The sequence below is a fragment of the Paraburkholderia phytofirmans OLGA172 genome (assembly GCF_001634365.1).
Classification (GTDB): domain Bacteria; phylum Pseudomonadota; class Gammaproteobacteria; order Burkholderiales; family Burkholderiaceae; genus Paraburkholderia.
The window spans coordinates 2,820,919-2,842,204 of record NZ_CP014578.1 but is presented as its reverse complement, the minus strand read 5'-3'; the positions used below and the strand labels follow the sequence as shown (position 1 = coordinate 2,842,204).

The window sequence follows — 21,286 nt, the reverse complement described above, 5'->3', positions numbered from 1 at the left end:
AAGGTCTCCATGGAAGCCAAACCCGTTCACTTCGCCCGTTTGCAGCAGGAAGAGTCGCAAGGCTACGACCGCAAGACGATCGACTATATCCACTCGGCCGCGCAGCGCGGCCTCTATGAAATTCGCGGTCTGGGCGCGAAACGCCGCGTGCCGCATTTCGACGATCTCCTGTTTCTCGGCGCATCGCTGTCGCGTTATCCGCTCGAAGGGTACCGCGAGAAATGCGCAACGCAGACAGTGCTCGGTACCCGCTTTGCCAGGAAACCGGTCGTGCTCGACATTCCGATCACGATTGCCGGCATGAGCTTCGGCGCGCTGTCCGCGAACGTGAAGGAAGCGCTCGGCCAGGCCGCGACCGCGATGGGCACCTCGACCACCACCGGCGACGGCGGCATGACGCAGGAAGAACGCCGCTCGTCGAAGACGCTGGTCTATCAGTGCCTGCCGTCGCGCTATGGCTTCAACCCGGACGACGTGCGCCGCGCCGATGCGATCGAAATCGTGATCGGCCAGGGCGCGAAACCGGGCGGCGGTGGCATGCTGCTCGGGCAGAAGGTCAATCCACGCGTCGCGTCGATGCGCACCTTGCCGGCCGGCGTCGACCAGCGTTCGGCGAGCCGTCACCCTGACTGGACCGGCCCGGACGATCTGGCGATCAAGATTCAGGAACTGCGCGAAATCACCGATTGGGAAAAACCGATCTACGTGAAGGTCGGCGCAACCCGCACGTTCAACGACGTCAAGCTTGCGGTGCATGCGGGCGCGGACGTGGTTGTGATCGACGGGATGCAGGGTGGCACGGCGGCGACGCAGACCTGCTTCATCGAGAACGTCGGCATTCCGACGCTGGCCGCGGTTCGCCAGGCCGTCGATGCGCTCGAGGATCTGAATATGAAAGGCCAGGTACAACTGATCGTATCGGGCGGCATCCGCACCGGTGCTGACGTGGCGAAGGCATTGGCGCTCGGCGCGGACGCGGTGGCGATCGGGCAGGGCATGCTGATGGCGCTCGGCTGCAACAGCGATACGTATTTTCAGAACGGCGCACTGCATCCGGCAGCGGCGGATTACGCGGCGTTGAACACGTCGCCGGGTTTCTGCCATCACTGCCACACGGGCAAGTGCCCGGTCGGCGTAACCACGCAGGACGCGGTGCTCGAACAACGTGTCCAGCCGGATGAAGGGTCGCGCCGCGTACGCAACTACCTGAAGACGCTGAATATGGAACTGACGACGATCGCGCGTGCGTGCGGCAAGCAGAACGTCCATCACCTCGAACCTGAGGATCTGGTCGCGCTGACGGTCGAGGCGGCGGCAATGGCGCGCATTCCGCTCGCGGGTACTTCGTGGATTCCCGGGTGGACAAAATGAATTAAGTTGTTTCGATTTTTTTGACTGTGGAAGAGTTGAGCGTATTCAACCTTGATTCACCAATCCATCAGGAGCCCCATATGAGCACTCCGCAAAGCAGCACGCAAGCAGCGCCAGTAGCGCCCGCATCGTCAGGCGGCTTGCGTGCCGGTACTTTAGGTTTTTCCGAGGTGATCGGCCAATCCATCGCGAACCTTTCTCCGACCTTCACGCCGTCGATCAATGTGACCGCGATCGCGGCGCTGGCCGGCGCGGGGACCTGGTTCATTTATGGTCTTTCGACGCTCGGGCTGCTGCTGGTGAGCATGAGCATCATCGCGCTCTCGAGCCGGATCGCGACGGCGGGTTCGTTCTTTATCTATATCTCGCGCGCGCTTGGACCGATGGCGGGCGGCATTGCCGGCTGGGGGATGATCGCGGCATACGTGGGTACTGCGATGGGGGTTGGCGCCGCAGGCGTGGTGTTCGTGCAGAACGCTTTTTCCGCCTGGGGCATCAATATCCCGTCGTGGGCGGTCTACACGATCTTTGTCGGCCTGGCCTGGTTCTTCTCGGCACGTGACGTGAAGCTCTCCTCGCGTCTGTCGCTGGCGATCGAAGCCGCTTCGGTGGTGATCGTGGGCGGTGTGCTGATCTATGTGCTCGCACTGCATCCGGACCATATCATCGACCATGCGCAGCTGGGGTTGCAGGGCGTGAGCGGCAAGGGCATGGCGCAGGGCATGGTGCTCGGCATCTTCTCGTACGTGGGTTTCGAAAGCGCGGCCTCGCTCGGCCAGGAAACCAGGAACCCGCTGCGCGTGATTCCGCGTGCGGTGGTCTGGAGCCTGATCCTGTCGGGCCTGTTCTTTATGTTTGTGGCCTATTCGATGACGATCGCCTATCACGACGACGCAGCCAAGCTCGGCGGCGACTCGGCCGTGCTCAACACCTTGCTCACGAGCGTCGGCGCCTCGCCGCTCGGCCCGGTGTTTTATCTGATCGCCTCGGTCAGCGCGTTCTCGTGCGTGCTTGCGTGCATCAACTCGTCCAGCCGCCTGCTGTATTCGATGGGCCGCTACCAGTTCGTGCACCGCTCGATGGGTATGGTGCACCGCACGCACCAGACACCGTACCTGGCCGTGGCGTTTTCCTCGATCGTGACCTTCGTCGTGTGTATTGCGATGCTCGGCACGGGTCCGCTCAACACCTTCGGCTATACCAGCACGTTCGCGACCTTCGGCTTCCTGGTCACGTATTTTCTGGTTGCGATCTCGGCGCCGATCTACCTGAAGAAGCAGGGCGAGCTCAAGTCGATCAACGTGCTGTGGGGCGTGCTCGGCGCACTGGCGATGGTCGGCGCGGTGATCGGCAGCGTGTATCCGGTGCCCGATTATCCGTATAACATCCTGCCGTATCTGTTCGTTGCGTATATGCTGGTTGGCGCAGTCTGGTTGTTGATGCTCAAGAAGCGCTCGCCGCAGGTGCTCGAGAAGATCGAGCACGATCTGGAAACAAGCGACGTGATGACCCACGGCAAAAAGTAAATGAGTGAACCCTTCTCTCCGGATAGCTTGCCCGCACCGAACACGGGCCGGATGCCAGACGATCCAGAGGGAAGGCCTGCTAGCCGTCGCGGCATGGGCGGCCAGGAAATCGACTTGCAGTTGCGGCCGGAGCGCGGCGAGTGCGCCGCCCTCGAGATCGGCTGTGTCTCTTGCCCTGCCCGCGCCCGCGGGCAGGATCACATCAACGAAGACTACGTCGGCGTGATGCTCGGCGATCTGGCGGGGCGCGCCGCGCGTGGCAGCGTGATCGCGCTGGCCGATGGCGTGAGCGGCAGCAAGGGCGGCCGGGTCGCGGCCGAACTCTCGGTGCGGACCTTTATCGATGCCTATTACGGGCTCCCCGACACCTTGCAGCCCGGCGTGGCCGCTGCACGCGCGCTCGAGGCAATACACGGCTGGCTGCATCAGATCGGCCGCGTCGATCCCGCATTGGCGCAGATGGCGGCGTCCTTTGCGGCGCTGATCGTGCGTCGCGCTACCGCGTATCTGGTGGCGGCCGGCGATGTGCGGCTGTATCTGCTGCGCGATGGCCAATTGACCCAGCTTGGCGATGACGACGTGGTGCCAGTCGCCTTCGGTTCTTATGTGGCGCATGCGGTCGGCATGCTTCCGACGCTGGTGACGCGCATCGAAACCCTTGAGCTGCGCGAGGGCGACCGCCTGCTGATGTGCTCCGATGGGCTCTATCGCCGCGTGCCGATGCGCGAGTTGCAGACGGTGCTGGCGGCGCGCAGCGGTGCGCTCGAAACTGCACGCCGGCTCGGCGCGCTGGCGGTGACGCGCGGCTCGCATGACGACGTGACGAGCGCGGTGCTCGATGTGGGCGAGCTGCCTTTGCTCGATGTCGGTTACCTTGAGCGGGTGGTCGGCGCCTTGCCGATTCCGGCCGTGCCCGACGCCGGCGACGTGGTCGATGGATATCTGCTCAAGAGCGTGTTGAGCGATGGCTTCTATTCGCGGATTTTCGCCGGCTACGATCTGGCCGATCCGAGCACGCCGCTGGCGCTCAAGTTTCCCAAGCCGCGTGTCGAGCAGGACGAGAACGTGCGCCAGTCGATCGTGCGCGAGCGCTGGCTGGCCGGCAAGATCGGCGACGATGGCGTGCTCGCGCCGATGCCGGTCGATGCCGACCGGCAAACCCGGCTCTATGTGGTGATGCCGCTCGGCGCAGGCATCACGCTCGAAAAACTGCTGGCGGCGCCTCAGCCCATGGCGCTGCCGCGTGCGCTCGAGATCGCGCGGCAGCTGGGCCGTTCGATCGACGTGCTGAATCGCCGCAATATCTTCCATCGCGATATCAAACCCGAGAACGTGCTGGTGATGTGGGGCAATAGCACGCGCCTGCTCGATCTCGGTTTCGGTTATATGCCCGGCATGCAGTTGCCGGGCCCCGACGTCGCACCGGGCTCGCCCGCTTATATGGCGCCTGAATTGATGAAGGGCGCACAGGGCGATGCGCGCTCCGAGGTGTTCGCGTATGGCGTGACCCTGTACCGGCTGTTTAGCGGCGGCAAGCTGCCCTATGGTTTTAATGGCCGCGTGCCGCTCTATCAGTACCGGCCGGACGCGCCGCAATGGCTCGACCTGGTGCTTGAGAAAGCCCTGCAGCCCGATCCGGCGCGCAGGTATCAGGACGTGCTCGAAGTCTGCGCTGACCTCGAACGTTTCTCGAGCGGTCGGGACGCGATGGCGCCGATTCGGCGCAAGCCCTTGCTCGAGAGCGATCCGGTGCTGTTCTGGCAGATGGTCGTGGTGCTGTTGCTGGCGCTGCTATTGTGGTCCTTGATGCGGCATTGAGCGGGGTTGGTGGCGCCGCCCCGCCGCGCCACCTGGCGCAAGCCGCGCGCCTTTGCGCACGCCGGGGCCCGTGCTGCTGCCGTTCAGGCGCGGACGCGGCTCTTGTCCGGATCGTAAAAGATCGGCGCCACGACTCGCGCATCGATGCGTTTCTGATGTCCGTCGATCTTGCCAATCTGCACATGCGTGCCCGGTTCGGCATGGGTGATGTCGATCCGGCACAGCGCAATGTTCTTGCCGAGTATCGGCGAACGCACGCCGCTCGTGACCACGCCGATCTGCGCCCGCGCGTTGTGTTGCCCATGCACGCAGTCTCCGTGATGCGCTGGCTCATTGCCGTCGAGTTCCAGCCCGACCAGCTTGTGCCGCGGATGCGCACTGCGGGCAAGCAACGCGTCACGACCGATGAAGTCGTCGGCTTTGCTCTTCAGCGGCACCGAAAAGCCGATGCCTGCTTCGAACGGATCGGTCTCGTCGGTGAACTCGTACCCGGCGAAGATCAGGCCGGCTTCGACGCGCAGCATATCGAGCGCGTTCAGTCCGAGCGGGACCATGCCTAGTGGTTGCCCAGTCGACCACAGGCGGTCCCACACGCGTTCGGCGTCCTGCGGATGACACCAGACTTCATAGCCGAGTTCACCGGTATAGCCAGTGCGCGAGACCATGATTGGACAGCCCTCGTAGTTGTCGAGCCGGCCGACCAGAAAGCGGAACCAGCCGAGGTTCTCGAGCGCCGGCTGGGTGGGCGGCGTCCACACCATCTGCTTGAGCAACTCGCGGCTCAGCGGTCCCTGAATCGACAGATTGTGAATCTGATCCGAGGCCGATTTGATCCACACTTTCATGCCGAGCGCTGCGGCCTGTTCGCGTAGCCAGACACCGGCGTAGTCTTCGCCGCAAATCCAGCGGAAATTGTCCGGACCAAGGCGCAACAGCGTGCCGTCGTCGAGCATGCCGCCGTGCGGATAACACATCGCCGAATACACGACCTGACCGACAGCGAGGCGCCGGACGTCGCGCGTCAGGCAGTATTGCAACAGGGCTTCCGCGTCGGGACCGATGATCTCGAACTTGCGAAGCGCGGACAGATCCATCATGGCGACGCGCTCCCGGCAGCCGAAGTATTCTTCGACGGTGCCGAAACCCTCGTAGTGCGTGGGCAGCCACCAGCCGCGATAGTCGGTGAAATGGCGGGTGAGCGCCGACGTCTTTGCATGAAAGCCTGACTCGCGGGTCAGGACCGGTTCGGCATCGGGCGTGGTTCGGGTAGCCATGGCAATGGAGAAACGTTCCTTGTTCGGATAGACGCGGATCTGGATATCGGTCGGATTCCAGCCGTTCGCGGGATCGATGTCGTCGGGGCAGGAGGAGCTCACGCAGACGAGATCGGTCAGCGCGCGCATCAGCACGTAGTCGCCGGGGCGCGACCACGGTTCATCGAGCGTCATCTGCTGATGTGCGTTGATGCCGGTGTTGAAGAAGAAATTGATCGCGGGCCAGCCGGGGCGCGGCGCCACGTTGAAAGCGGTGAGGGCGCGGCTCATGTTGTCGCTGCAGTTGCTATGGCCGAAGTAGCCCTGGCTTTCGTAATAGCGAGCCGCGCACGCCAGTGCAAATGAGTCGTGACGTCCCACCGTGTCGCGTACGACTTCGAGCATGGGCTGCATGCGTCGATTGAAGAACTTCGAGAACAGGCCGGGTGCGGGATACGCATTGCCGTTCAGCGTTCTCGTCACGGTCTGGTCGAGGTCGAGTTCTTCGTTTCGATCCAGCGCGGCGAGATCGAAGGCGACGAAATCCGAACATTGCCGGCCCGCGACGTCCAGCACCTGAATGTATTCCCCCGCGCGCACCGTGTACGCGGTGGCCATGCCGGGCCGGATCGTGAAGTCGTTCAGTACGTCGGCCAGCGGAGCGGGAAGCGGCGGCGCGGCGAGCAGCGCGGGATTCGCGCGATCGATCGTGAGACGCAAACCGGTGGGCGGATTCTGCGAATCGATTGCGCTTGCGATGCCCGGCGCGGCGACGATGACGAGCAGTGCTCCGGCGGCCACGAGCTCGCGGGTAAAACCCGCCGGCGTATCGCCGCTCCAGATGGTCGCCGCGGGCTGCCGTGCGCTCGCATCGACGCCGCGCTTGAGTAGACCGGTCAGCACAGTCGTGGGCGGGCCGTCATGCAAAAGACTCGCAATGAATGATGCGTCGGCCGAGGCTCGCAGTTCGAGCGCGCCCAGCGCGGCTTTGCCTTGCGCATCGAACGCCATCAGTTCGCAGGGCTGCCGGCCTTCGATATCGACGATCTGCAAGGTATCGCCGGGCGTGAGCGCGACGACCGTGAGGCCGCCGCCCGCCACGCGATATCGTTCGCGTCCGGCCTCGCGCGCAAACAGCGCAGGCTCCGCGGGGCGCGAGCTCATGGGGGTGCGTATCAGCATGTTCTTCCCTGGTTCGCGTCGCTTAGCTGGCGGCTTTCAGCGCCGGGGCGGCTTCGCCCAGATACGCCTCCATCGAGTCGTCGAGCGCCGACAGCCACGGCGTGTGATGAGGCGGCGATTGCGTGCCGGTCATCAGCGAGCGATAGGACTTGTTGCGATAGCCCATGATGTCGTGATGCTTGTCGTGTTTCCATTCGAGGAACGTGCGGTTCACGCCTTCGATGTCGAAACTCGGATAGTCGGTGGCGTCGAGCAGCTCCTGGATGTAGCTGCCCTGAAACTCGAACATTTCCTGATTGGTGACGAGCTTTTCTTCTTTCGCGCGCCATGCGAGGCTGTGCACGATCATTTCCGTTTTTGGCGGCAATGTGATGCGTCCGAGGATCACATCGCGCGCATACCAGGCTTGAGCGTCGAACATGTTGAACGAATACCAGAGGTCCTGCATGCCGAGGTAGATCAGGCCGGGATTGTCTTCCCAGAAAATGCCTTTGTAGAGGTTCAATGGCCACAGGCGATTACCGGTCTTCAGGCGCAGGTCGTCCGGCAGGAACGGAAAGTGATGCTGATACCCGGTGCACAGGATAATCGCGTCGATGCGCTTGTGCGTGTCGTCGGCGAAGTAGGCGATGTTGCCGCGCACGCGCTGCAGGAGCGGTTTCTCTTCCCAGTTGTCGGGCCAGTGATAACCCATTGGTGCCGTGCGATAGCAACTCGTGATGCTCTTCGCGCCGTACTTGTAGCACTGGGAGCCGATGTCCTCTGCCGAATAGCTGCTGCCTACCAGCAGTACGTCCTTGTCCTTGAACTCCAGCGCGTCGCGGAAATCGTGTGCGTGCAGGATGCGGCCGCCAAAACTCTCGAACCCGGGGAAGGTTGGCGCATTCGGTGTCGAGAAGTGGCCGCACGCGTTGACGACGTAATCGAAATCTTCCGACACCGTCGTGCCGGCGGAAAAGTCTTGCGCGGTGACGGTGAATTTTTTGGTTGCGGCGTCGAAGCTCACCTGACGGACAGTCGTATTGAAGCGGATATAAGGCCGCACGCCGGCTTTCTCGACGCGTCCGCGAATATAGTCCCACAGCACCTCGCGCGGCGGATACGAGGCGATCGGTTTGCCGAAATGCTCCTCGAAGGTGTAGTCCGCGAACTCCAGACATTCCTTTGGCCCGTTGGACCACAGGTAGCGATACATGCTCCCATGCACCGGCTGGCCATTCTCGTCGGTGCCGGTGCGCCACGTGTAGTTCCACATGCCGCCCCAGTCCTTCTGCTTCTCGAAACAGACGATGTCGGGAATGTCCGCACCTTTTTCTCCCGCGGACTGGAAAGCGCGCAATTGCGCCATTCCAGAAGGGCCTGCACCTATGATTGCGACGCGCTTGTTCATGGTCTTTCACTCACTAGATGTCTTGTACGACAACACAGGATTTCCCGTTGGGAAGCGATGGTGATACGCCAGTCGGGCACGTGGATTCCTCGATACACGGCAGCGTCATCGCCTATTGCCGCGACTGACGCCTTGCAGCCAGAACGGTGTTCTTCATCAGAAAGCCGATCGTCATCGGACCCACACCGCCGGGAACGGGCGTAATGGCGCCGGCCACACGTGAGACGCTATCGAACTCCGTGTCGCCGACGAGACGCGTTCTATCGCCGATTTCGATGCGATTGATGCCGACGTCCTGCTGGACCGTCTCGAGCAGCCCGGCAGCGGCAGCTTTGCCGTCAATGAGTTGGGCCTTGTTCATCGGAAGATCACGGTGCGGTCGCGGTTGAGGAAGACGCGATGTTCGGTGTGGAATTTCACCGCTCGCGACAGCGCCACCGTTTCCGTATCGCGCCCGATCGCCACGAGACCATCGGGTTGCAGGACGTGATCGACGCGTTGCACCTCCTGTTCGATGATCGGTCCTTCGTCGAGATCCGACGTGACGTAGTGCGCGGTGGCGCCGATCAGCTTGACGCCGCGTTCGAATGCCTGGTGATACGGCTTCGCACCTTTGAAGCCCGGCAGAAACGAGTGATGGATGTTGATGGCCCGGCCGGCGAGCTGCTTGCAGAGGTTGTTGGAGAGGATCTGCATGTAGCGCGCGAGCACCACGAGTTCCGTCTCCGTTTCGGCGACGATCTTCAGCAGTTCGGCTTCCTGCTGGTGCTTGGTTTCCGGTGTCACCGGCAGATAGATGAAACGGATGCCCTCGCGCTCCGCCATCGGCCGCAGGTCCAGATGGTTGGAGACGATGGCGGTGATCTGCATATGCAGCTGGCCCTTGTGATACCGGTACAGCAGGTCGGCGAGGCAATGGTCGAACTTGCTGACCATCAGCAGCACCTTCATCGGCTGTGCCGCACTGTAGAGCTTCCATTGCATCGCGAAGTCGTTGGCGATGCTGCTGAAGTCGTGGCGCAACTTGTCGATGCTGCCGGTTTTCGCTTCGTTAAAGCGGAACACCGCACGCATGAAGAATGTGCCGTTGGATTCGTCGTCGAATTGCGCCAGCTCGCCGATATAGCAGCCCGATTGCGCGAGATAGGACGAGACGGCCGCGACGATGCCGGAGGTGGCCGGGCAACTGATCGTCAGTATGTAGTTCTGGGTCACTGCGACACTCCTGAAAATACGTGAGAGACGTAACGGGAGACCGTCGACGGACTAACCGATCGCGGTGCGTTTCTTCTTTTCCGGATCGTCGAACGGCAGTTCGGCGGCGCTTGCACGGGCCTTGATGCGGCCGCGCACTTCGAGCGGTGCGCCGGCGCGTGCGTAGTCCACGTCGAGGCGCGCGATCGCCATCGAGCGGCCGGTCAGCCGCGAGACCATGCCGCAGGTGACGACGCCGACTTGCTTGCCATCGTTCCACAAGGCATCGCCACCGTTGGCCGCTTCGGTGGAGTCCACCAGCACGCCGAAGATCTTGAAGCGCTCCTTGCCTTGCAGACGGAAGTGTTCGCCCGCGCCGCAGAACTCGGTTTTCCCCGGCGACACGGTGAAATCAAGCCCGAGTTCCCACAACGTGTCGCCCGCCTTTTCGTTCGCGAACGGATACATCTCGGAGTTGTCGTAGGGGAAAAACAGCAGATAGCTTTCGACGCGCAGCCAGTCGAGCGCGGTGAACGCGCACGGGACGATGCCGAATGTCGCGCCCTTGTCGAGGACGGTGTCCCAGATGAAAGGCGCATCTGCGGCTTTGCAGAAGATTTCGTAGCCGCGCTCGCCGGTGTAGCCGGTGCGCGAGATCATCACCGGTTTGCCGAAAAGCCGCGTTTGCAGGTGATGGAAATAAGGCAGATCGCGAATGCCCGGTACGTGTTCCGCGAGAAAGTCCACGGCAGCGGGACCTTGCAAAGACAGATCATGCAGATCGTCGTCGAACAGGACAGCCACCTGGCGGCCTTGCGCCGAGCGCACGAGACGTTCATGGCCGGTTCCCGAGCCGTGCACGACCATGAATGCGTTCGGCCCGGTCCGGTAGACGATGCAGTCGTCGATAAACTTGCCATCTTCGTTGAGCATCGCCGCATACACCGACTTGCCGGGATAGAGCTTGCCGACGTCGCGCGTGGTCGCCCAGTTGAGCAGGCTTTCCGCGTGGGGCCCCACGTAGTGAACTTTCTTCAGACCCGAGACGTCCATCAAACCGGCCTTGGTGCGAATCGCCTCGTGCTGGTCGGCGAGGTCGCCGGAATAGGTCCATGCGGTGCCCATGCCATTCCAGTCTTCCAGGTTCGAGCCCAATGCGCGATGTCGATCGGCGAGCGCGGAAATACGCCATGAATTAGCCATGTCTGTTACTCCAGAGGTGAGGGTGTCGGGGTGTGCGTGAATTGCGCGGCGTGTTAGAGGCCGTTGTCGAACTGGCTCAACCAGTCGACGAGGATCTTCCGGTAGCGCGTCATGCCCTTGTAGTCGGCAATAGGTTCGGGCAGGTCGCGCAGCACCCGATGAAGACGGCGCGCCCACGCAGGATGAGTGACGAGCTCGGCCATGCTGGCCAGATAAGTGCGGATGCTGAACATCAGCGCGTTGCTCTGCGGCAGCCGCGCCATGAATTGCAGTTCGACGCGCAGATGCACGCATTGCGCGACGTTGTCCGGCGTCACCTGGCCGCGCTCCGCACCCCACAGGTGGTAAGTCTCGGGCGCGGTGTCGAGGCGCGGATTGATCGTGAGCGTCCAGTTCAGACGCCGTACCGGACGGTCCACCTGAATGTTCAGCAGATACTTCAGCGCGCGATCGAAGATGCCCATCTCGTGCGCCATCGGCACCGGCGAATGCCATTGCCTGAAACTCATTCCCGCATCGAATGCGAGTGACCAGTCCGCAGGTCCGGTGATGACGCCGGCATCCATGAAGAGGTCGCCGTCGCGTTGATCGAGCAGCGCGATATCGCCTTGCGTCTGCCGCATGACGTATTCGAGCGGCTCGCACGGCAACGTCTGCGCGTCGCCGAAACGGAACGCCTGCTCGATGCCGAGTGCGCGATTGAGCCATAGCCACCGATCGCCGGTGCGTTTCAGCGAAAACAGCTCTGGATAATCCTGGGCGAGATGCTCCATGATCATTTCCAGCGCGTCCCACGACGCTTTCTGCATGTGCGGCATCACCATGCAGCGGCGCGGATCGTTTTGCAGCACGATCGCGCGCTCGGCAGCTTCGGAGCGATAGTGCTCGTCGATATCGAACCAGTGCTCGAAGGCCGAGCCCGGATCGCGCGGCGTGGCCGGTTCGATATTCACCGAATACATGTAGGCGTCTTCGGGAAACGGAAAGGGGAAGCGCGCAATGGCGGCCTCGCTGTTGCGAAACGAAAACGCCTCACGGTAGCTTTCGGCGGGTTTCAGAATGACGCTCATGGCGCGGTCCTCAGAGATCAAGGAAAAGAGAGCTGCTGTGGGCACGCGAGACGCACGGCATCAGATGCGTGGCGCGCTCGGATTCGTGCAGGAACAGATCGCGGTGGTCGACTTCACCGGCAACATGACGGGTCGCGCACTGACCGCAGACCCCGCCGCGGCACAGGTTCGGAATCTCGAGTCCGCTCGCTTCGAGCGCTTCCAGCAGGCTCTGGTCTGCCGCCACGTCGAGCCTCGAGCCGCTGCGCATGAGTGTCACCACGAACGGCGCGCCCGGCTGCGGCGCAGCGAACGCTTCCCAGTGCACGCGGCCGTCAGGCCAGCCGAGCGCCCGAGCTGTCTCGCGCACGGCATTCAGAAGTGCTTGCGGACCGCATACATAGACATGCGTCCCCATCGGGCGGCCACGCAGCACCCGTTCGATATCGAGGCGCGCGCGCTCGCCGTCGTAACCATGAAAACGGCTGCCCAGGCGCTCGCTCAACTCGGTGCGATACGCGTCGGTGAGCCCTTGCCGGTAGGCGTAGTGCAATTCGAAATCGGCGGCGTCGCGCTCCAGCGCGGCGACATGCGCGACAAACGGCGTGATGCCGATGCCGCCCGCAATCAGGATGTGAGCGCGCGCGCCGGAATGCAGCGCAAACAGATTGGCCGGCGGTGTGATTTTCAACGCCGACCCTTCACTGACCCGCTCATGCATGAACACCGAGCCGCCACGCGAATCATCCTGCTTGCGCACGGCGATGCGATAGCTGGACGCGTTCGCCGGATCGCCGAGCAGCGAATAGGCGTTGCGCAATGGGCGCTCCTCCAGCGGCAACCGCACCTGGATATGGCTGCCGGAAGAGAACTTCGGCAACCGGCCGTGCACGGCGGTCAGCGTGAACTCGCGCACCACGGGCGTCAGCAGCCTTGTCGCTTCGACTCGAACCTCGATCGTGTTCATGCGCGGTGCTCCAGGTGAGGACGATCCGGATCGGCGCACACGCCGAGATACGCGCCGACGCGCTGCGAGAAATGCTGGCGCACGCCGAGGTTGATGCCACAGCCGATGCATTCGACTTCAGGCAGTGCGTCGTACACGTGCGATGCGCTGCAATGCACGCAATACACCGCGCGCGGTGTGGCATCGAGCTCGGCGCTGATTTCTTCCGCCAGCATGCCCGCTTCAACGGCGAGGCGCCGGATGCGCCAGATAAACGCTTCGTCGCCGCATACATAGAGTCGCAAGCCGATTGCCGCGCGATCCAGGGTCGCTAGAAGATGGCGCTCGAGCGCGTCGTGTGTCGGGAAGAACGATGCGCGGCGAGCCGTTGCTGACGTGTCGCCTTGAATGAGAAGTACGCTCACGTCAGGCGCTGCCGGCAGCGTCGCGATGAAAGCCGCGATCTTCGTGAGTGCGTCGGCTTGAACGACCACGATGTGTTGACGCGCCTCCTCACATATCCGGAGCGCCTGATATCGCGGAAGGCTCGGGGGAGAGCCTGGTGTTCTGTTGTGTGTCGATGTCATGTCTTGAGTCGCCGGTTCTGTCGATGCGGGTAAAGCACGTGAATAATGTTTCGCTTCAAACGTGTGCATTTGCATCTGAACTAAAACGGGGCGCCTGCTCCATCCGAGTGCGTTGCGAAGCACCGGTCTGACGGATAAAACACTCGAAAAACTGCGTCCCCACAAGCAAAATAGTTCCTTAAAGGGAAACGCCGTTCAATCCTGACAACGAGGTATGACCAAGGGAGTAGTGCCGGGATGGCGCGGACTACGGCACGGTTCTTGCGTTTAAAAGGCTTTTCTCACGGGATGCCCCGCATGGCGTTGAGCCGGACCCCGATGCGGCGGCGCGCATCCTCGCAAGCGGCTGGTGAGGTCGATGGCGTCGATCTTTCGCTGCGTTTCCGGGATGCGCTGTTGCGGGTCTTCGTCGACATCGCGGGCGGGCAGAGGTCAATGCAGCCATTGCAGCAGTTTGTCGGCTGGCTCGAAGCGGACCTTCCCGGTAGTCGCGCGACGCTGGCGGTCGCGGGCGAAAGGTTGCTGACGGGAGCGTCCGGCGTTGTCCTCTCATGCGATGAACCTCGCGACTGCGCGTTGAAGACGTCCCATGCCGAACCGTCGACCCAGCTGTGTTCGGCATGCTTGCGCGACGGTCGCGCTCGGCTGGTTGCAAGGTTCGGGGGCGCCATGCTTCTGCTCGAACTGGCGTCACCTGCGAGCCATCTGTTGGCGGTTGAAGTCGGCCATGCGGTGCAGGCGCTCGGCGCCGCAATCGGCTTGATCCAGCAGGAACGTCCAGACCGCCAGCAGGAAGCAAACACTACGGACGACGGCGCGCAAGTGCTGATCCGCGAGCTTCACGATTCGGTTGCGCAGCAGCTTGGCTTCATGTCGTTTCTCGTTAGCCGGGTGCAGCAGCAGTCGCGCAAGCCCGAGGTCGCGGAACCGCTGATTGCAGAGTTGCGTACCACGATGACGCGGTTGCAGCGCGACGTTCGCCAGTTGATCACCGGCGCGCGCCTGACGCTCGAAGGGCGTTCGTGGCGCCAGGCGCTGGCGGATTCCGTCGATGAATTTTCGCGCCGCTGCAACGTGGTTTTTGAACTGGATAACCGCATGCCCGAAATCCAACTCGCGCCAGATGTCGGGCTGCACGCGTTGCAGATCGTGCGCGAGGCGTTGTCGAACGTGGTCCGCCACGCCCACGCGCGACATGCGCGGATCGAAGTGATGGACGGTCCCGCGGACACCCTGTGTGTGACCGTGACCGACGATGGCGTAGGTTTGAGGCCTGCTTCGGTCGACGAAAATCACTACGGGCTGGAGATCATGCGCGAGCGTGCCCGCGCGATAGGCGCGCGCGTTGCCATCGAAAATGTGCAGCCGAACGGCACGCGGGTGCGCCTGCTTGTCCCGAATGACGCTTCCAGGAGGGTGTCTTTTGATGGGTCCGACGACGTTGCTTCTGATTGACGACCATCCGCTGTTCCGGCGCGGCCTCGCCGAGTACTTCAACTCGACCGGGGAGTTTCAGGTGGTCGGCGAAGCGTCCAGCGGCCGGCAGGGCATTGCGCTCGCGGAGCAGTTAAGGCCTGGCCTGATCCTGATCGATCTTCACATGCCGGGACTAGGTGGTTTGCATGTGCTCGATGAACTGGGCCAACTCGAAATCGAGAGCCGCAAGGTCGTGCTGACGGCCTCGCTCGATCGCAACGAGTTGTTGAGCGCGCTGCGCCTTGGCGCCGACGGCTATATGCTGAAGGAAACCGAGCCCGAAGACCTGCGCCTATACATACGCAACTGCGTGCAGGGCGTGATCGTGCTCGACGATTGTCTGGTCACGCTGCTGGCGAAAGACGTCGACGCACCCGAAGGCGAAAGAGGCGCTCGTCAGGTCGAACTGACCGAGCGCGAAGCGCAGACTTTGGCGCTCATCTCGGACGGCATGAGCAACAAGCAGATCGCGCGGCAATTGGGCATTAGCGACGGCACCGTCAAGGTCTATGTCAAAAATTTGCTACGTAAGCTGAATTTGCGTTCCCGGCTTGAACTCGCCGCGTGGGTTCACCGCGATGCCCTGGCGCGTCAATGACGAAGGGATAAACGAATGCGAGACAATGCTGTTGTAAGCGAATTGGCCGCCGGCACGTTAGGCCTCGATGCCTATCCAGTCGCGCTGCTGCAAGTGGATACTGAAGGCAGCATTCGCCACGCAAACGCTGCATGGAGCGAACTGATGGAAACGAGTGCGGCGGGCGTCGAGATAGCCGCGTACGTGCATCCTGAAGATCGGCTGATCTGGCGAGCGATGCTGGAGCGGCTGCGCAACGAAAGCGGAGTCTGCATGCGCGAGCGAATCCGCTTCGTTCATCCGCACGGACAGCTTCGCTGGCTGGAGGTGGCATGCCGTCGGCACGAAGACGCGTTCTTTATCTCCGCATTCGACGCCACGGCGCAAAAACGTCAGGAGACGTCAATCGAAGCCAGGCTGCGCAGCGCAATGGGTCTCCTGAACGGCGTGCCGGGACTGATCTATCGCGGCCGCAACAATCCATCGTGGTCGATGGAATTCGTCAGCGACGGCTGCGAAGAGTTGACCGGCTATCCGGCCACTTGGTTTGTCGATAGTCACGAACATAGCTACAGCCAGTTGATCGTGCCGGAAGACGTTGATTACGTCTGGCGCGGCGTGCAGGAATCACTGGCGGATCGCAGACCGTTCGAACTGCGCTATCGCATTCGCGGGGCGAATGGCGTGCCAAGAAACGTCTGGGAACGCGGCATCGGTATCTATTCGGCCAGCAGCGAGGTGTTGGGTATCGAAGGCGCGATCTTCGCCGTGCGATGAACAACGCCCGTGTTGCGCAAAGGGTCGCGCAACACGGGCGCGCGGTTTCCAGCAAGCGTGCGTAGTCAGGTCGTGATCCAGTGGCTCACGAAGACGACCACCACGCCGAGCACTAACGCCGCATACGGCAGAAAACCCGCGCGCCGCTCGCTGCTGGAGTTCGACAGGTCCATGTCGTCCAGCATCGCGTCAGGGAAACGGCCTTTGTCCGTCACGTAGTGACGCCAGATGAACACCGGCACGATCAGCGCCGAGAAGACGATGCCCGAAATCAGGGTGCCTTTGCCCCATACATCCGCGCCCAGTCCCATCAGTGCGAGATTGGCGAACGACAGCACGGTGCCGGCGCCGAGCACCCATTTCGGCGCCTTGAAAGGACGCTCCCAGCTCGACCGGTCGAGCCGATGAATCCAGGCGGCGTTGAGATTCAGAAAGTTGAAAATGATGTAGCCGACATTGGACATCGCAAGGACGACGACATAGTCGGACATCAGCAGCAGCACGAGATTGAATGCGAGGTCGGTCCACATCGCGCGGGTCGGTGCGCCGTTGTGGTTGACGTGCGACAGATATTTAGGCAGCCAGCCGTCGACGGAAGCCTGATAGAGCGTGCGCGACGAGCCCGCCATCGACGTCATGATGGCGAGCACGAGCGCGAACACCAGCATCGGTTTCAGAATGAATGCGCCCAGGTTGCCGGCGTGCACGATTTGTGCCATCGCTTCGGAAACGCCCATGCCGCTGTAGATGCCCGGCGACAGAATGCCATCGTAGATAGCGGGCTGCGTGACGTTGCCGGCGGCGTCCTTGATCTCGGGCGAGACGAGTTGGCCGAGACCGAGGGCGCCCTGGAACGCGAGCGGGACGAGCGTAAAGAACACGAGGCACAGGAGTCCGGAATAGACGATCGCCTTGACCGTGTCGCGGCGCGGATCCTTGAATTCGCGCGTGTAGCAGACCGCCGTTTCGAATCCGTAGGTGGACCAGGCGGCGATAAAAAGTCCACCGGCCATCAGTTCGATGCTGCTCAGATTCCACGTGCCGTCGATCACGCGGCCGCCGGCGTCTTTTGCCAGCGGGTAGAGCGGAAACAGATTGTGCATCGGCAGATCGCCAGTTAGCAGCGGATAGACGCCGACCAGCAGGAGCGGCAGCAGCGCGGAGATCCCGAGAATCATCTGGAGCCGCGCGGCTTGCAGAATGCCGCGGTGCTGGATTGCGAAGGTCGTCAGCAGAATCGCGGCGCCGATCACGAAGGTGGCATTGACCCGCAGACTCAGCCCGCTCGACAGCCAGCCCAGATCGACCAGCGTGATTTGCCATGTGTTGATCGCGGAGGTTGCGGGGAACAGCATGTTCAGCACGTAGCCGGCACCGAGGCCCGAACCGATTGCCAGCACCGGCGACCACGCGAACCAGTTGCACCACACGGAGAGCGGCGCGAGCAGCTTGCTGTAGCGCACCCAGGCGACCGCGCCATACACCGATGCGCCGCCGGACTTGTGCGGAAACAGCCCGGCGATCTCGGCGTAAGAAAAGGACTGGATGAAGCCGAAACAGATCGAAATCGCCCAGATGATCCACGACGGCTTGCCGACGGTCGCCGCAATCGAGCCGACCGAGAACAGCACCAGCGCCGGTACGCCGCTGGCTACCCAGAATGCGCCTGCCCAGCCTATCTTTCTATGCAGTCCTGTCGCATCTACTGGTGCGGCAAGATGAAGTTCCTGACCTGCATCGTTTACCGAACTCATGTTCGTCTCCCCAAGGATGTGTCGTCACTCAGGCGACATTCACCGGCCAATATCGGCGGAGCAAGGGGCGCGAAGAGGTACTCCCTCGGAGGGATGCGTAAGGGATCTTTAAGATCGGACCGGAGCTCGATGCGTCTAGTCCCGGCTGGCTTTCTAACGCCGAGACAGATGAATCCCCGCGAGCATGCAGCGCACGGATCCCCAGCCATTTCGATCGTGGCGACGCACGGAGATTTTTGGTGACGAGTCGGGGAGGTATCGCGTCAAGGCGAAGAAAGCGAATGCTGCAGGCGGCGTCAGTCAGTAAGTCTCACTTCACGCCTGAAAGAAGACCGGCTCGCGCGCCGGTCTTCTTTCTACGCTGTGGGTAGAAAGCGACGCCTCTTCACACCGTCAATGGCTATTGACGCGGTTCTCGAAATGCCGGATGTCGACTGTCTTCCAGATGCCCGCCGTGTTAAACGGATCATCGAGGACGAAGTGCCGGACCGTTTCAATATCTTCCGACTCATAGAGAAAGAAGCTCCCGCTCGTCGTCCCGTCCGGCTCGGTCAGCGGCCCAGCAATCAGGGCACGCAGCGGCGAAGCCTGCAACCGTGCCTTGTGTGCCGCAAAGTGGGTCCGACGACGCTCTGCCGTCTCGGGATGATCGAGGCAATAAACGATGATATGCATTTGGGTTCCTAAGTGAACAGAAAACACCGGCGGCTATGCCGTCCGGACCGACCTGATGCAAGACAGCGCACGACCGCCCCCGCAACATCAGAACTGAAAAAAACGGCGGACGGCCAGTCAACCTTGGTTGTCGAACCACGGATAGTGCGTTGTGTCCTTGCCCGCGTAATCAGGATCGAGGTAGATGAATACGCGCTGGATTTTCCAGTCGCGGATTTCAAATACATCGCACGAGTGGCCGGCCGCCGAGTGAGGTGCGCCGGCCTGCCAGGGACCATCGCGATGTTCGACATGACGGTTCTGTCGCGGTAAGGCGAGAGGGAAATTACAGTTTATCCGCGAGCTTGAATGAACAAACCGCAATGTTCAGGTTGGTCGCTTGTTCCTCAAGCGACTGCGCGGCCGCCGCAGCCTGTTCCACAAGCGCTGCGTTTTGCTGCGTCGCGTGGTCAATTTGAATGATGGCCTGATTTATTTGTTCAATGCCACGACTCTGCTCTTCCGATGAGCCCGCGATTTCACTGATGAAATCGGAAACACGTTTGATAGCACTTTCAATCTCCCTCATGGCAGTGCTGACTTCAGTCGCCTGTTGTGAGCCATCTTGAATCGTCGCTACAGATGAGGCAATCAGTTCCTTGATTTCTTTCGCTGCAGAAGCAGAACGCTGAGCTAAACTACGGACCTCACTTGCCACAACTGCAAAACCTCTTCCTTGTTCTCCAGCACGGGCAGCCTCTACGGCGGCGTTGAGCGCAAGAATATTTGTCTGGAATGCTATTCCTTCAATGACTCCCGTGATTTCGGATATCTTATTCGAACTACCACCAATTCTTTCGATGGTCGCAACCATGGCTTGAACCAGATCGTTGCCTGTGGTTGCGACGACGGCGGCCTCCATGGCCAGCGCCTTGGCGTGGCTCGCGTTGTCAGCGCTCTGCTTGACTGACTCGGTCAGTTGCGTCACGCCTGATGCCGTCTTCTCTAGCGACGAAGCCTGTTTTTCGGTCCGAGCAGACAAGTCAAAGTTTCCGGCAGCGATTTCACGTGTAGCCGTGGCGACCGAATCGCTGGATGAGCGCACAGTGGACACGGTCTCTTCTATACGACGCATCAGTTTGTCGAATGCAACAGCAGAGCGGCCGAACTCGTCCATGCTCGGACTCGACGACCGCTTCGATAAATCGAGCGTCTTCGAAATCTCCTCAAATTTTCTGCCCATTCGGTTCAGCTTGCCGCAAACAAGCCGTTGGATATGAAGACCGCTGCAGATCGCGACACCACATCCCATCCAGGAAAGCGCGATCAGACTTGCTAGAAACCAGCGGTAGGGCGAATCAGCGCTCGTTTCGACGTGTCGCAGCGCGAGTATTCCCAGCAGGCCGACGGAGAACATGAATGTCGTACACGCACCAAACGCCAACATTAATCTTAGTCTGATCGTAAAGACAAGTTTACGCAAAATGTTATCTCCGTCACTGGTGGCGATGTCGTCATGCGTTTCCGCAAATGAATTTTTATATGCAGGCGAGTCTACTTGCGCGTCGACCGCTTTCGCGCCGACATTTAAACAATCCCGCACCATTCCAATCTTCGGTTGCGCGGATCAGAATGGGGCGCTTAAGGACTGTTTTCACTATGCACTGATTGCGAAACGTGGAATAAAACGCGCCTGCGACTGCAACATTAACGAAGAGTTTTGTAGTGCCGTGGCATCTTATTGAAAGATATTAAATTATAAGCGCGCGTTCAATCCGGAACCCTTGCGTGTGATTTGGCCCATTTCTTGGAGCCCAATTTAGGCGATACCAAATGAAATCTGGTAACCGAATCGTCGCGCATTTTATCAACTAGTCCAGATTTTCCTGCTGTTCATGCATACCAAAATGCAACATTGAGGTGGCCTCGGTCATCCGTACGGAATTTGGGGACTTTTGCGCGGAACATTTTGGACTTCATCAGTCTGCCGATTTGATCGCCGGGCGCGCGGCCAAGTATTCGTTAGCAGGTACGACCCGAGCTAGTGCTGCACCTTGCGCCAGCCGCCTATCTAATGTTCTCGCCGACATAGCCGAGATGCCTGCATTCCTTCTCATGCAATCGAAGGCTCCATGTACAGTTCATTGAGCAGGCGCATAGGAACCCGATCCGCGTCGCTCACTTTCGCGTCGTCACATGGCGGGAGAACCCTTCACCCTGACTATGCCGATAAAGACACGTCTCGCTATCCCACGCGTGATAGCCAGGAGTGACGGGCCGAACCCCCAAATTTGGATGCTCGTGGCGCGACTTCGTTTCGAATAAGAGAGGACCTTCCGGGAAGGCGAAGTGCACCGCGAGGCTGATCGCCATCGCTGCGTCCAGCGGCGCTCGCAGTCCGTGCCGTCAAAATGCGCGACGAGAAAGCCAATGAGGGCGCGCAACGTCGATGGAACATATTTGGGTTCTGTTGCGATAAAGCGAACCGCTATGATGCGCGGAATGACATGAACGACTGAAAGCTCGAAG

17 protein-coding genes are annotated in these 21,286 nt (G+C 61.2%); 6 read left to right on the top strand and 11 right to left on the bottom strand.

Annotated features, from left to right (window positions below; all coding sequences use genetic code 11):
- The first annotated feature begins 9 nt into the window (after positions 1-9).
- The 3 genes from AYM40_RS12390 to AYM40_RS12380 all read left to right on the top strand — a co-directional run bounded on the left by AYM40_RS12390 (position 10) and on the right by AYM40_RS12380 (position 4,715).
- Positions 10-1,371, top strand: coding sequence for an FMN-binding glutamate synthase family protein (locus tag AYM40_RS12390; protein ID WP_063496478.1), 1,362 nt, complete (start codon positions 10-12; stop codon positions 1,369-1,371).
- 80 nt (positions 1,372-1,451) lie between these two features.
- Positions 1,452-2,897: an APC family permease gene (locus tag AYM40_RS12385; RefSeq protein ID WP_063496477.1), complete on the top strand. Its 1,446-nt coding sequence runs from the start codon at positions 1,452-1,454 to the stop codon at positions 2,895-2,897.
- Positions 2,898-4,715, top strand: a complete 1,818-nt coding sequence (locus tag AYM40_RS12380; RefSeq protein WP_082855072.1) for a bifunctional protein-serine/threonine kinase/phosphatase — start codon at positions 2,898-2,900, stop codon at positions 4,713-4,715.
- An 83-nt stretch (positions 4,716-4,798) separates the two neighbouring features.
- Here AYM40_RS12380 and AYM40_RS12375 read toward each other — a convergent pair whose 3' ends face one another.
- From AYM40_RS12375 to AYM40_RS12340, 8 genes are all read right to left on the bottom strand, one after another.
- Positions 4,799-7,132: a DUF1989 domain-containing protein gene (locus AYM40_RS12375; protein ID WP_236720837.1), complete on the bottom strand. Its 2,334-nt coding sequence runs from the start codon at positions 7,130-7,132 to the stop codon at positions 4,799-4,801.
- Positions 7,133-7,172: 40 nt separating this feature from the next.
- A complete protein-coding gene (locus AYM40_RS12370; protein ID WP_063496476.1) occupies positions 7,173-8,540 on the bottom strand; it encodes a flavin-containing monooxygenase in 1,368 nt (455 codons plus the stop codon).
- Positions 8,541-8,652: 112 nt separating this feature from the next.
- Positions 8,653-8,901, bottom strand: coding sequence for a hypothetical protein (locus AYM40_RS12365; protein WP_063496475.1), 249 nt, complete (start codon positions 8,899-8,901; stop codon positions 8,653-8,655).
- A complete protein-coding gene (gene purU / locus AYM40_RS12360; protein ID WP_063496474.1) occupies positions 8,898-9,755 on the bottom strand; it encodes a formyltetrahydrofolate deformylase in 858 nt (285 codons plus the stop codon). Before purU ends, AYM40_RS12365 begins: the two co-directional genes overlap by 4 nt.
- Before the next feature lie 51 nt (positions 9,756-9,806).
- Positions 9,807-10,937 carry an aminomethyltransferase family protein gene (locus tag AYM40_RS12355; protein WP_063496473.1) on the bottom strand — a complete coding sequence of 377 codons (1,131 nt, stop codon included), beginning with the start codon at positions 10,935-10,937 and terminating at the stop codon, positions 9,807-9,809.
- A gap of 53 nt (positions 10,938-10,990) precedes the next feature.
- Positions 10,991-12,007: a heme-dependent oxidative N-demethylase family protein gene (locus AYM40_RS12350; protein WP_063496472.1), complete on the bottom strand. Its 1,017-nt coding sequence runs from the start codon at positions 12,005-12,007 to the stop codon at positions 10,991-10,993.
- 10 nt (positions 12,008-12,017) lie between these two features.
- The gene (locus AYM40_RS12345; RefSeq protein WP_063496471.1) at positions 12,018-12,953 is read right to left on the bottom strand and encodes a PDR/VanB family oxidoreductase; all 936 of its coding nucleotides are present in this window, start codon (positions 12,951-12,953) and stop codon (positions 12,018-12,020) included.
- Positions 12,950-13,519: a dimethylamine monooxygenase subunit DmmA family protein gene (locus AYM40_RS12340; RefSeq protein ID WP_063497979.1), complete on the bottom strand. Its 570-nt coding sequence runs from the start codon at positions 13,517-13,519 to the stop codon at positions 12,950-12,952. Before AYM40_RS12340 ends, AYM40_RS12345 begins: the two co-directional genes overlap by 4 nt.
- Before the next feature lie 297 nt (positions 13,520-13,816).
- On the opposite strand from AYM40_RS12340, the gene AYM40_RS12335 reads away from it, so the two are divergent.
- The 3 genes from AYM40_RS12335 to AYM40_RS12325 are packed head-to-tail and all read left to right on the top strand — an operon-like array spanning position 13,817 to position 16,349.
- Complete coding sequence (locus tag AYM40_RS12335; protein WP_158515278.1) at positions 13,817-14,974, top strand: sensor histidine kinase; 1,158 nt, start codon at positions 13,817-13,819, stop codon at positions 14,972-14,974.
- Positions 14,946-15,593: a response regulator gene (locus AYM40_RS12330; protein ID WP_063496469.1), complete on the top strand. Its 648-nt coding sequence runs from the start codon at positions 14,946-14,948 to the stop codon at positions 15,591-15,593. The genes AYM40_RS12335 and AYM40_RS12330 overlap by 29 nt, the downstream gene beginning before the upstream one ends.
- 15 nt (positions 15,594-15,608) lie before the next feature.
- A complete protein-coding gene (locus AYM40_RS12325; RefSeq protein ID WP_063496468.1) occupies positions 15,609-16,349 on the top strand; it encodes a PAS domain-containing protein in 741 nt (246 codons plus the stop codon).
- Positions 16,350-16,414: 65 nt separating this feature from the next.
- Here AYM40_RS12325 and AYM40_RS12320 read toward each other — a convergent pair whose 3' ends face one another.
- From AYM40_RS12320 to AYM40_RS43385, 3 genes are all read right to left on the bottom strand, one after another.
- On the bottom strand, positions 16,415-18,103 hold the full coding sequence (locus AYM40_RS12320) for an APC family permease (protein WP_063496467.1): 1,689 nt from the start codon (positions 18,101-18,103) through the stop codon (positions 16,415-16,417).
- Between the two features lie 393 nt (positions 18,104-18,496).
- The gene (locus tag AYM40_RS12315) at positions 18,497-18,778 is read right to left on the bottom strand and encodes a YciI family protein (protein ID WP_063496466.1); all 282 of its coding nucleotides are present in this window, start codon (positions 18,776-18,778) and stop codon (positions 18,497-18,499) included.
- A gap of 325 nt (positions 18,779-19,103) precedes the next feature.
- Positions 19,104-20,363 (bottom strand): methyl-accepting chemotaxis protein, encoded by a 1,260-nt coding sequence (locus AYM40_RS43385; protein WP_082855068.1) that lies wholly within the window; start codon positions 20,361-20,363, stop codon positions 19,104-19,106.
- Between the last annotated feature and the right edge of the window lie 923 nt (positions 20,364-21,286).